General features: G+C 58.5%; 10 protein-coding genes. 6 read left to right on the forward strand and 4 right to left on the reverse strand.

From position 1 onward, the window contains the following. Nucleotides 1-206: 206 nt before the first annotated feature. From rpsB to ilvN, 5 genes are all read left to right on the forward strand, one after another. Nucleotides 207-983: a 30S ribosomal protein S2 gene (gene rpsB / locus RDK48_RS07650; protein WP_298995143.1), complete on the forward strand. Its 777-nt coding sequence runs from the start codon at nt 207-209 to the stop codon at nt 981-983. A 162-nt stretch (nt 984-1,145) separates the two neighbouring features. Then, nucleotides 1,146-2,003: a translation elongation factor Ts gene (gene tsf / locus RDK48_RS07655; RefSeq protein WP_298995141.1), complete on the forward strand. Its 858-nt coding sequence runs from the start codon at nt 1,146-1,148 to the stop codon at nt 2,001-2,003. A 232-nt stretch (nt 2,004-2,235) separates the two neighbouring features. Then, complete coding sequence (locus RDK48_RS07660; protein ID WP_298995138.1) at nt 2,236-3,843, forward strand: transporter associated domain-containing protein; 1,608 nt, start codon at nt 2,236-2,238, stop codon at nt 3,841-3,843. A 273-nt stretch (nt 3,844-4,116) separates the two neighbouring features. Continuing rightward, complete coding sequence (gene ilvB, locus RDK48_RS07665; protein ID WP_298995134.1) at nt 4,117-5,793, forward strand: biosynthetic-type acetolactate synthase large subunit; 1,677 nt, start codon at nt 4,117-4,119, stop codon at nt 5,791-5,793. Beyond that, nucleotides 5,790-6,086, forward strand: a complete 297-nt coding sequence (gene ilvN, locus RDK48_RS07670) for an acetolactate synthase small subunit (protein ID WP_298995131.1) — start codon at nt 5,790-5,792, stop codon at nt 6,084-6,086. The genes ilvB and ilvN overlap by 4 nt, the downstream gene beginning before the upstream one ends. Nucleotides 6,087-6,210: 124 nt before the next feature. On the opposite strand, the gene RDK48_RS07675 is transcribed toward ilvN, so the two are convergent. Continuing rightward, entirely contained in the window at nt 6,211-7,446 is a 1,236-nt protein-coding gene (locus RDK48_RS07675) for a 6-phosphofructo-2-kinase/fructose-2,6-bisphosphatase (protein WP_298995128.1), read from the reverse strand. A 136-nt stretch (nt 7,447-7,582) separates the two neighbouring features. On the opposite strand from RDK48_RS07675, the gene RDK48_RS07680 reads away from it, so the two are divergent. After that, a complete protein-coding gene (locus RDK48_RS07680) occupies nt 7,583-9,400 on the forward strand; it encodes a GGDEF domain-containing protein (protein WP_298995125.1) in 1,818 nt (605 codons plus the stop codon). A gap of 74 nt (nt 9,401-9,474) precedes the next feature. Here RDK48_RS07680 and tyrS read toward each other — a convergent pair whose 3' ends face one another. The 3 genes from tyrS to RDK48_RS07695 form a co-directional block, all read right to left on the reverse strand. After that, nucleotides 9,475-10,671 carry a tyrosine--tRNA ligase gene (gene tyrS, locus RDK48_RS07685; RefSeq protein WP_298995123.1) on the reverse strand — a complete coding sequence of 399 codons (1,197 nt, stop codon included), beginning with the start codon at nt 10,669-10,671 and terminating at the stop codon, nt 9,475-9,477. 128 nt (nt 10,672-10,799) lie between these two features. Continuing rightward, entirely contained in the window at nt 10,800-11,048 is a 249-nt protein-coding gene (locus RDK48_RS07690; protein WP_298995120.1) for a hypothetical protein, read from the reverse strand. A 158-nt stretch (nt 11,049-11,206) separates the two neighbouring features. After that, the gene (locus RDK48_RS07695) at nt 11,207-12,076 is read right to left on the reverse strand and encodes a hypothetical protein (protein WP_298995116.1); all 870 of its coding nucleotides are present in this window, start codon (nt 12,074-12,076) and stop codon (nt 11,207-11,209) included. Nucleotides 12,077-12,349: the final 273 nt, after the last annotated feature.

Below are 12,349 nucleotides of genomic sequence, written 5' to 3' on the forward strand. Positions count from 1 at the left end.
GTGCTTGCTATTCGCAAGATGGTAGTGTATTGACTCCCTTTCCATCAAGCACACCCAAAGGCAGCGGCCCGGGGTGCCCGGTGGGACGGCGCGTGTGGTGTCGTCCATTTTTTGCGCCCAAGGACGGTTTGCCCCTCCTGGGTGTGGACATCGGGTTGCAGGGTCAGGGCATGGGTGGAAGAAGTTAACCCTTTGGAGGAATCCCAATGGCTTATGTCAGCATGAAGCAAATGCTGGAAACCGGCGTGCATTTCGGTCACCAGACCCGCCGCTGGAACCCCAAGATGCGTCCTTACATCTTTGGCGCCCGCAACGGCATCCATATCATCGACCTGCAGCAGACCGTCAAGCTGTTCCGCGTTGCCTACGACAAAGTGGTCGACACTGTTGCCAAGGGCGGCAAGGTGCTGTTCATCGGTACCAAGCGCCAGGCTCAGGAAGCCGTGGCCGCTGAAGCTGGCCGCGCCGGTCAGTTCCACGTGACCAACCGTTGGATGGGCGGCACGCTCACCAACTTTGTCACCATCCAGAAGAGCGTGGATCGTCTGAAGAAGCTGGAAGCCATGTTTGGCGACGGCACCATCAATCGCTACCAGAAGAAGGAAATTCTGCTTCTGGAACGCGAAATGAAAAAGCTCGAGGAAACCTTGGGCGGTATCAAGAACATGGACCGCACTCCCCAGCTTGCCTTTATCATCGACCCGCACCGTGAAGACATCGCCGTAAAGGAATGCCGCAAGCTCGGCATCCCGATCGTGGCCGTGACCGACACCAACTGCGACCCCGATGTTATTGACTACATCATCCCCGGCAACGACGACGCCATCCGCGCCATCAAGTTGTTTGTGGCTGCTTTCGCCGAAGCCTGCATGGAAGGCGAAGCCATGAACAAGGATCACAAGGGCGAAGTCGTCAACGCTGAAGAAGCCATGCAGAAGGCCGAAGCCGCCGCTTCCGCTCCGGAAGCCGCTCCCGCCGAATAGCTGGCCTTTCCATATTCCGTATCCTGGGGGCGGCGCAACCTGTAAAGGCTGCGCTGCCCCCGTCTGGATGAAAGATTGCGCGCCGCGCTTCGCGGAGGCCGCGCAACCGATCAGGCATTTACAAAACTCCGGCTTGGGGCCGGACAGCGTGTGGAGTATACTATGGCTATCACTGCACAATTGGTTAAAGAACTGCGCGACATGACCGCCGCAGGCATGATGGATTGCAAGAAAGCCCTGGTGGAAGTGGAAGGCGACCTGGAAAAGGCCGTTGACTGGCTGCGCCAGAAGGGCATGGCCAAGGCTGCCAAAAAGTCTGGCCGCGCCACCAGCGAAGGCCTCGTGACCGTGGCCGCCACTGCCGACAACATGCACGTCGCCATGGGTTCGCTGCTTTGCGAAACCGACTTCGTGGCTCGCGGCGAACAGTTCCAGACCATGGCTGCCCGCGTGACCCAGGTCATCCTTGAAAAGGCTCCTGCCGATGCCGCAGCTCTTGAAGCCCTCTTGGGCGAAGAAGTGACCCAGCTCATCGCCTCCGTGGGCGAAAACATGCAGCTTGGCAAGTTTGCCCGCTTCAGCAAAAAGAGCGCCAACGACGTGGTGGGTCAGTACATCCACGCCAACGGCAAGATCGGCGTTCTTGTGTACCTGACCTGCGGCAAGGCCGAAAGCGCCGCCAAGCCCGAAGTGCTGGAACTGGCCAAGAATCTTTCCATGCAGGTTGCCGCCGCCAGCCCCCTGGCTCTTGACGCTGCCAGCCTTGATCAGGCCGCTGTGGAACGTGAACGCGAAGTTTACCGCCAGAAGGCCATTGAAGAAGGCAAGCCCGCCCAGATCGTGGACAAGATTGCCGACGGCGCGGTGAAGAAGTTCCAGAAGGAAGTATGCCTCATGGAACAGCCCTATATCCGCGACGACAAGAAGATTATTTCCGACATCGTGCGCGAAACGGGCAAGACCATCGGCGACGAAATCACGGTTACCGGTTTCGAACGCATCCAGCTTGCTGCCGAATAGGCACAGCGCTGCGCCGGATTACGGCACATAAGTGTACGCCTTCTGGCCAGGCACGGTTTTATGGGGGGCCTTTGGCCCCCCATTGCGTTTGACAAAGTCAACGCAACCAGAAATCATGAATCGACAGCGCCTTGCGGTGTTGTCGGGCGCGAATGGTTTCTTCAAATCCCGCCAGGCGGGAATTGCTGTCTGCTGGGGGCCACTGGCCCCTTTTTTATTACGGAAATGCGGCATGGCCGCCGGAGAAGATATGTGGGATCTGGCATGGGTAACTGACCCCGCAGCCTGGGCTGGTCTGGGTACGCTGGTGCTGCTGGAAGTGGTGCTGGGCGTAGACAACCTGGTTTTTATTTCCATTCTTGTGAACAAACTGCCGCAGGAAAAGAAGCGTCAGGCCTTCATGACCGGCCTTGGGCTTGCCCTGCTCATGCGCATGGTACTGCTGGCCTTCATGGCGCGGCTGGTTGCCCTCACGGATCCCCTGTTTACCCTGGGCGGGCATGGCTATTCTGCCCGTGATCTTATCCTTATGGCTGGCGGCGTGTTTTTACTGCTCAAGGGCACCATGGAACTGCATGATAGGCTTGAAGGACACGCGGGCAGGTTCGATACCAGCGGGCCGCAAGCTGGCTACTGGCAGGTGATTTTTCAGATCATCATTCTGGATGCCGTATTTTCCCTGGATTCCATCATCACGTCCGTGGGCATGGTGGACCATGTGTTCATCATGATGCTGGCGGTGCTGGCTGCCATGGTCATCATGGTGCTCGCCGCCGCTCCCCTGCTGGAATTTGTGGAGCGCCACCCCACAGTTATCGTGCTGTGCCTGGGATTTTTGCTGATGATCGGTCTGAGCCTGCTGGCCGATGGCCTTGGCTACCATATCCCCAAAGGCTATATGTACGCGGCCATTGGATTCTCGGTGCTGGTTGAGGCCTGCAACCAGTGGGCCTTGCGCAGTCGGCGCAGGCGCTACAGCATGCGCGACATGCGTGAATCCACGGCACGGGTCATTCTGAATCTGCTTGGCGGCGGCGTGCCAGGCGGCGGCGAGGCGCAGCTGGAGGCAGCGGCGCTGGCTGGCGATGCCGGGGGCCAGCTCTTTGCCCCCATGGAGCGGGACATGGTGGCCCGTGTGATCCGCCTTGGCGGGCGCACGGCACGTTTTATCATGATCCCGCGCCAGCGCGTGGACTGGCTGGACAGTAACGCCGACCGCGCCACGGTCACGCGTTTTGCCGCGGCCTCGCGCCTTGCCTGGCTGCCAGTGCTGCGGTGCGACACGGACGAAGTGCTGGGCGTGGTGCATCCCGGTGAAATTCTGCAACAGGAGCAGCAGGGCATAGGCAACCGCGAGTGGGATCTTAAAACCTACGTGCGCCCCGCGCCCACCATATTCGAGCATACGCCGCTGACGACCCTGCTGGAAGATTTTCGTACCAATCCCGCGCCGCTGGCCTTTGTGCGGGATGAATACGGCAGCGTTGTGGGCATTATCACCCCTGCGGAACTGCTGAGCGTGCTTGCGGGCCAGATGGGCGACATGCCCGCCGGGCCGGAGGTTTGCCGCAGACCTGACGGCAGTTGGGTTCTGCCCGGGCGTCTGGCTGTTGACCTGTTTGCAAGCTGGCTTGGGGTGAGCCTGCCGCGCCGTCTGTTCAGCGCCACCCTCGGGGGGCTCATTATGGAGCGCCTTGGCCGCATACCTGAAAAAGGCGCGCGCCTGCGCTATCAGGGATGGGATCTGGAGATAACCCGCATGGATCGCCGCCGTATTGACGAAGTGCGGGCGGTCAAGCTGCTGCTGCCCCATGCCGATGGCAAGAAACGCAAGAAATAAAATTGTTGGGCCGAACTGGTCTGACATGTTGACAGCTTGCCGGGTGCGGGCGTAGAGTTCAAAACATGAGCATGAACACACAATCTTCTTTCCGCCACGTAGCGCTGCTATCCATTATGTGCGCCGTAGTAGTACGGTGTCACACTTTGCGCGCGTTCTGAGCAGGGAAGATCCAAGGTAGTATTGCAAACCCCGCCGGCGCGAGTCGGCGGGGTTTTTTTTATTCCGCACCGCCGCCGACAAGCCTCACCATCGAAAAGGAGTCTTGCGGCGATGTTACGTCTTTCGGGAGCAGAACTCACCATCCGCCTGCTGGAAAACCAGGGTGTCACGCACATTGCCGGCATCCCGGGCGGTTTCAATCTTCCTCTCTACGATGCCCTCGGGCGCAGTGGAACCATCCGGCACATCCTTGCCCGTCATGAACAGGGCGCAGGCTTCATCGCTCAGGGCATGGCAAGAGTCACGGGCCGCCCCGGCGTTATCTTTGCCACTTCCGGCCCCGGCGCCACCAATACGCTCACGGCGCTCGCCGATGCGCGCATGGATTCCGTGCCTCTGGTCTGCATTACCGGGCAGGTGCCCCTGAACATGATCGGCACCGATGCCTTTCAGGAAGTGGACATCTACGGCATGTCCATTCCAGCCACCAAGCACAACTTCATTGTGCGCTCCATTGACGAACTGCTGCGCGTGATTCCCGAGGCCTTTGCCATTGCCGCTGGCGACCGCCCCGGCCCTGTATTGGTGGACATCCCGCGTGACGTGCAGGTGGCTGTTGCTGAATTGCAGGATCTGCCCGCCGCCGGAACCCCCGCTCCCTTGCCCCAGCCAGACCCGCAGGCCCTTGCCCGCGCGGCGGAAATGATGAACGCCGCAAAGCGCCCCCTGTTGTTGCTGGGCGGTGGCACGTCTTCACCAGAGGCTTCGGCGGCGGTGGTTTCCTTTATGGAGGCCCGTCGCATCCCTGCCGTCATGTCCCTGCGCGGGCTGGGCACGGTGCCGCACGGGCACGAACTGGCCGTGGGCATGCTTGGCATGCATGGAGCGCGCGCTTCCAACATGCTGGTGGACGAATGCGATCTGCTCATGGTTGTGGGCGCTCGTCTTGGCGACCGCGCGACGGGCAGGCTGGACGGTTTTTGCCCCAAGACGGGCCTTGTCCATATTGATATCGATGCCTGCGAGGTGGGCAAGCTGCGTATTCCGCAGGTGGGTATTACGGCGGATGCGGCAGAGGCTCTCACGGCCCTGCTGCCCCTGTTGCGCAAGACAGACCACGAGCCGTGGCTCGAGCGCGTGGCCGCATGCAAGGCGGAGCACGGCCTGCGTTTTGACCGCACGGATGAGGTCTGTTCGCCCTACGGCATCATCAGGCACGTGGCGGACGCCCTGCACGGCAAGGGCATTGTGAGCACAGACGTGGGCCAGCACCAGATGCGCGTGGCTCAGGCCTACCCCATGATGCAGCCCCGGCAGTGGCTCACATCCGGCGGGCTGGGAACAATGGGCTTTGGCCTGCCTGCCGCCATAGGCGCTGCGCTGGCAAAGCCGGAGGAAACCGTGGTCTGTTTTTCCGGTGATGGCAGCCTGCTCATGAATATTCAGGAAATGGCCACGGCTGTTGAAAATCAGGCCAACGTCAAGATTATCCTGTGCAACAACGATGGACTTGGGCTGGTGCAGCAACAGCAGGATCTGTTCTTTGGAGGGCGGCTGTTCGGCTCGGCTTTCACGGCAGGCACGGACTTTGTGCGTATTGCCCAAGGCTTTGGCATGCCGGCCATCTGTCTTAACAACGAGCGCGACCCCAGGGCCGTGCTGGAAAAGGCCCTGGGCACGCCCGGCCCATGCCTGCTTGAAGTGCGCATGAGCGCAGAAGAAAAAGTTTTTCCCATGGTGCCGCCAGGAGCGGCAAACAGTCAGATGATAGAGGGGGTTAACGCATGAACGGTTCCGTCACGAACGCGCTTACAACTTTGCACTTGAGCGTCAACAATCATCCTGGTGTGCTTTCGCACGTGTGCGGCCTCTTTGCTGGCCGTGCCTACAACCTTGAAGGCGTGCTTGTTACGCCGGAAGCAGACGGCGATACCTGCCGCATGTGGCTGGTGGTCAAGGACGACGGGCGCATGGAGCAGATAGTCAAGCAGGTGCGCAAGCTGCACGATGTGCTGGATGTGCAGGTGGGGCATGCGGAACCGACGGTCTTCAACCGTCTGGCTGGTTGCCTTGAATGCTGAATAAGAGCAGGGCGCGGTGCATACCAACATAACACCGCGCCCTGCGTAACAGGCTGTCCACGGGCTGTGCCCCTATCTGCCTGCGTTTGATGGACGCGCTGGCAGATCGGGGTGCAGCCATTTTTTATTCAGCCAGCAGGCTGGCCCCCGGCCCGCCGTCATAGGGCAAGCGTTCAAAGACCTTGCGGCGCGGGGTCAGGCTGATGTGGTAGTACTGGTTTTGCGGAATATAGATAAAGGGCACGTCTTCGTTGCGCTGTCGGAGAAAGAGCGAAAGCAGCACCCGGTTGATGGCCTGATGCCCCACAATGATCAGGGGCGCATCCCCAGCCAGAAAAAGCGCCCGCCGCAAACCCCGTTGTACCCGCTCGCGCAGCAGGGCGTAGCTCTCGCCATTGGGGTAAGTGTAGGTGTATTTGCTGGCGTTGCGGCCTTGGGTGACCTCGGGCATGCGCTCGCGGATTTCGCTGTAGAGCATGCCCTCGCAATCGCCCGCCCATATTTCGTCAAACTCCTTAAAGGCCATGGCATGCGCCTCGGGCCGTTCGGTCAGCAATGGGGTTGCCGTTTCGTGCGAGCGTATGCGCGTGGAGGTAAACACCCACTCAATTGGTTTGTTGCGCAGATGGGCGGCAAGGGCAAGCGCCTGGGCGCGGCCTGTGGCTGTGAGCGGCGGGTCGCCGCCGATGCGGCCCCGCAGGTTGAATTCCGTCTGTCCGTGGCGCGCCAGATACAGGCACTGGATCCACACGCTGACAACCATTTCGCGGATAGCGGGGTAGTAGGGTGAACTTTCGCAGGGGCGCTCGTCCAGAATACGGTTGGCTGTGGAATCAACGCGCAACCAGTATTTTTCGTCCTGCAATGACTCGTAAATGGTTTCATAGTAGCTGATGCGCTTCATAAAGCTGGCAAGGGCTTCTTCTTCAGTATACGAGGCGTATTCCGGCAGGGTGGTCTTGCGGCGTATGCAGGCATTGAGCAGCAGCTGGTCTTCGTTGACGCATTCCACAAAAAGCACCGGGTAGTCGGTGAGCGTGGTTTCTATGAGGTGCCTGCGCGCGCGGCTGACGTTGGTGGCGTCAAGAATGGCCACCTCGCCGTCCTTGGCCAGCCATTCGCGGGCAATCTCCATGTTGCGCATGCAGATCATTTCGCGCGCATCTCGTCCCAGTTTGTTGTTGGGATCGTAAAAATTGGGGTCGGTGGATTCCGCGCCAATGAGCGCGCGGCGCATGTCGCCGTTATTGAACAGCTTTGCGGCAATGCCTTCGGTCACAAGACCGTCGCGGATGCGCTTTGCCAGAGTGGATTTTCCCCTTGCGGGCAGACCGACCATGGCGACATAAAGTTTCTGCATACGACCTCCGTTGCCGCATGGTAGGAGAAAAGAGAAAAAAATAAAAGAACTCTGCTGGATGGGGCGGGTCGCTCCTTGCCTGCCCGCGATGGCGGTAGTATTATGCAATAAACATATTTACCTGCCGAGTTTTGCCATGAGCATCACGGCTTTTTTCAGAACGCTGTCTTCCCGGTCACACTGGGCCATCCACAGTGTCTGGCTGGTCGTGCTTGCTGGCCTCCTGTGCGCCAACGTGATGGATGGTTATTTCCAGCTTCAGGAAAATGAGTTGCGTCTGCTGCTCTCTGAAAGCAGCATTGCCGTCAATATTGTCAAAATGGAAGTGGGCGGCATCACCCATCTGCTGGACACTGTGGAAAGCGCCGCCATTTCCTCCTTGGACGGAGACCAGCTTGCCGACCGGATGCAAGATATGGTGCGGGATAATCCCTTTGTCGCCGCCATTGCTGTCGAACTCAACGGTGCGCCCTGGGCCTCCACTGGCGAAATTTCTTCTGCGTCCACAGCCGTTTTTTCCCGTTCCACCGCAAAGGACGGGCTTCCCTCCGTATCTGTAAGCATTACCCTGAAACCAGAATTCTGGGGATACAAACTGGCGTATGCGTTCAGTCGCGCAGATGCTAAGGTTGCCGTCTATACGGCCTCTGGACGTCCTTTGCTGCCCTTTGCCGATCTGGACAACGCTGAAAATGCATTTCTGGCGGAGAGCATTGCAAGCATGGCACCAGATGCGGCGGCCTTGCACACCCAGCCCCTGCGGGCCGATGGGGCTCGAGCCATGCTTACCTTGCAGCAGGCGGCCGCGCCCTTTCTGGAGGGCGGCCCCCTGGTGGTGGGAACAATCATCAGCGGCGAAAACAGCTATGCCCACTGGCGTAGCGACCTGCTCGTTCAAGTGCTGATATGGCTAACTGCGGCTGTGCTCTCAACTTCACTCCTGGTGATAGAAGCGCGCAGACGCCGCCGTTCTGAACTTTCCACAGAAAAACTGCAAAGCGCCATGCGCTCGCGCGACAAGTTCATCAGTATCCTGATGGACCACGCGCCCATCATGGTCTCCTACTGGGACGCGGAGCGGCGGTGCCATTACGCCAACAGAATGTACAGGGCATGGTTTGGCAAAGGTGAGGAGGAGATCATCGGCATTGATTTGCACTCCTTGCTTGGCGGGGAGCTGCTTGCCAAATGCGCCCCCCTCGTTGATGCGACCCTGCGCGGCGAACCACAGGATTTTGAGCAGGAAAGGGCCAGGGCCGACGGCTCAACAGGCTATGTGCTGTCCCGCTACATACCGGATATGGATGGACGGGAGGTGCGGGGTTTTTTTGTTATTGCCTCTGACATTACAGAACTCAAGCAAACACAGCAGAGCCTGGAAAAACGTATTGAAGACCTGTACTCGCTGGCCACCATAGACGCGCTTACGGGCTTGAACAACCGCAGAAATTTGCTGGAAAAAATTCAGTTCGAGATTGAAAGGGCCAAGCGCTATGGTCTGAACATGGTCTTCTTTATGCTTGATATCGACCATTTCAAAAAGATCAACGACACGTACGGGCATGATGCGGGTGATGCCGTGCTGAAGGGGCTTGGCGCGCTGCTGCATGGCACCATGCGTACCTCTGACCATGTGGGGCGGCTTGGCGGCGAAGAATTTGGCATTCTGCTGGCCAGCGTTGTGCCCCAGCAGGCAGAGGCCATTGCAGAGCGCTTGCGCAGGCGCGTGGAAGAAATGGTCGTGTGGCACAACGAAAAGAACATTCGTTTTACAGTCAGCATTGGTCTGGCGGATTTACAGACAGATGTGAAAAACCCCCTGGAAGACATGGTGAAGAGGGCAGACCTTGCCCTCTACCGGGCCAAGAACAGTGGCCGTAATCGCGTATGCCTTGCGGACAATTTGTTGCCGCCCGCTGTGGAGAATTCGGCGGGTCAGGGTTTTGGCGCATAAAAAGAACGCCCTTGCGCGGCAGGTCTGTATCTGCGGCACAAGGGCGTTCTCCAAGTATTCAGGCTGATTGCGCCTTAACGCACCTTCAGCTTGAGAAAGCGCTTTTTGCCGAGCTTGACCACGTATTCACCGGCTGCAAGCGGGGTGACGGCGTCTTCGCAGCGTTCCCCGTCAATGGAGAGCGCGCCTTCTTTCATCAGGCGTTTTGCTTCGCCCCGGCTTTTAACAAGGCCTGCGGCCTCAAGAAACACCGGGGGGGTGCTGTCTTCGCCGCAGGCGCACTGGTGCTCGGGCATATCGTCCGGCACGCCGCCGCCAGCAAAAACGGCATTAAAGCCCTGCTTTGCTTCATCGGCATCTTTTTCACTGTGGTAGCGGGCCACCATCTCGTGGGCAAGATTTTCCTTGGCGGCCTTGGGGTGCAGCTCGCCGTTGGCCACGGAAGCCTTGAGGGCTGCAATGTCTTCAAGGCTTTTGGCCGAGAGCAGCTCATAGTAGCGCCACATGAGCTCATCAGAGATAGCCATGACCTTGCCGAAAATCTGGGAAGGGGCTTCGTCAATACCAATGTAGTTGCCGTAAGATTTTGACATCTTGCGCACGCCATCGGTGCCTTCGAGCAGGGGCAGGGTCAGAATGCACTGGCTTTCTATGCCGTAGTGCGCCTGGAGGGTGCGGCCCACCAGCAGGTTGAACTTCTGGTCAGTGCCGCCCATTTCCACATCGCTCTTGAGAGCGACAGAGTCATAACCCTGACACAGCGGATACAGAAATTCGTGGATTGATATGGGACGCTGCTCGCGGAAACGCTTTTCAAAATCATCGCGTTCCATCATGCGGGCAACGGTATAGCTGGAAGCCAGCTTGATAAAGCCCGTGGCGTCCATCTTGCCCAGCCAGGCCGAGTTGAAGGCAACCTCGGTCTTCTGCGGATCAAGAATTTTGAAAACCTGCTTTTTGTAGGTTTCCGCGTTGGCAAGAACCTGCTCCTCAGTGAGGGGGGGGCGGGTTTCCGAGCGGCCAGAGGGGTCGCCTATGCGGCCCGTAAAGTCGCCGATAAGAAAGATGACATGGTGCCCCAGTTCCTGAAAATGACGCATCTTGTGCATAACAACCGTATGCCCAAGGTGCAGGTCAGGAGCGGTGGGGTCAAAGCCCACCTTGATACGCAGCGGCTTGCCGCGCGCAATCTTTTTGCGCAGTTCGTTTTCGTCAATCAGCTCGGCCATGCCGCGCTTGATGGTGGCCATTTGGCGGTCAATATCCGTCATCACCCTTACCTCTGTGCTGGCTTCGGTAAAAAACGCCGGACCAAAAAAGAATATGCGCCGACGTAGACGGAAAGTGATACCCCCAAGGCGGCGATAGTGTCAAACCATGCCGCAGAGAATCAGCCAGCCTACAGGCTCAGCAGGGAGGCAACGCGGCTGGCGCTCAGGCCGCTGTGAACGGAAAGCGCGTCCATGGGATTTTGCGAGATCATGCTCATGGTGTCGTCAAGCACGCCATCCACTTCGTCATCTGCCAGCAAATTGGGGGCGCTCAGGCTGACAACATCGCGGGAAGGCATGCTGGCAGCGGTGTTTTCATCTTTTTCCATGGCAGGGAAGGCAAAGGCCGGAGTGGGGTTGAGTCCGGAAATTTTCATGGCGGTATCCTTTATGTTGATGACCTGCATGGGTCAAATTTTCCGCATGGCGGCAATACTGCCATAAAAGATGCAATTTTAGGGCCATAAAACCCGGATTGGGAGAAGGGGCGGTAGGGTAATCGTGGCAAAAGCAGGAACGTTGTGGCTACTTGCGCCTAGGCGGATTCTTGCTGATCCTTTGACGCATCGGCGTATTTGGTGAGGCACTGACGCAAACGGGGGGAGCCGCCCTTGACGTTGAGCCAGCGCAGTCGGGCGCGGCGGGCGCTCCAGTCCAGTTCTTCCTGAAAGCGCAGGCGCACGGCAATACCCTGTGCGTCAGGGGCCTTGCCGAAACCTGCCCGCTTGGCAAGAAAAACGTAGGGAGGCACAGTAACAGGCACCACGCTGGGCTGGAGAAAAAACAGGTAGGTTGCGTCGGAGGTGAAGGAAGGTACCGCCAGTTCTTCCGGCATGCAGACGCATGCCCCGCCTTCTGAAACATCCAGAATGCGCGTGGCTGGCGGGGGCAGCTGACTGTATTCCCCAAGCATGATGCGCAAATCGTTGATGGTGTCGGGGCGCTCCGGCGCGAGCAGCACGCTCGACATGCGGCTGTATCCAGCGCGCCAGGGTATACGTTTGCTGCTGCGCAACTGCCGTACAGTCACATGGCGTGAAAAGCGCAGTCCCAAATACAGCATTTCGCCACTGGGCCCCACAGCTGTTTCGCGAATCTGCGCGCTACCGTAAACGCCAAGGCGCGCCGTCATATCCTGCGCAATGTGCCGCTTGACGCTGAAGTAAAATTTGCCCTGGTTTATTAAAGCCTTGGGGTTCTGGGGCTGCATGCTCATGGAACGCACAACAAGCTGGGCCTCCCTGCCGTTGACCTCGCGTACCAGACCCTCCACAGATATGCAGGCAGTTTCGCCGCACCAGATAAGGCAGCATTCAAGGTGTACATTGGCTCCGGTGTTTTGTGCATCGGCCAGTGCCTCATGGCAGCTTGAGTTCCAGAGGCAGAATGAAGCGTCTGAATTCATGGGACAGCCTTGAATGAGTTGGTAAAGTCGTATAAATATATTAATACTGGTATTATGTCAATATGTTAGTGATATTTGCTTGGATAATATACAGTCCGATTGTGCCTAAGCTGTTACTTGTAACAGGCTTTTGCGAGATATATCAGATTGCATATGTCGTGTCTGGTGGTGTGCGCGGGCAAGCCGCCGCCTGCTCCAGATTGCTGGCCGCATTGATGCCATCAACGCTCAGAAGCTCGCCTTCCACAGGAAGGCGGCTGCCAACGGGAATAA

It is taken from the genome of uncultured Desulfovibrio sp. (assembly GCF_902477725.1).
In the GTDB taxonomy this organism is placed as follows: Bacteria; Desulfobacterota; Desulfovibrionia; order Desulfovibrionales; family Desulfovibrionaceae; genus Desulfovibrio.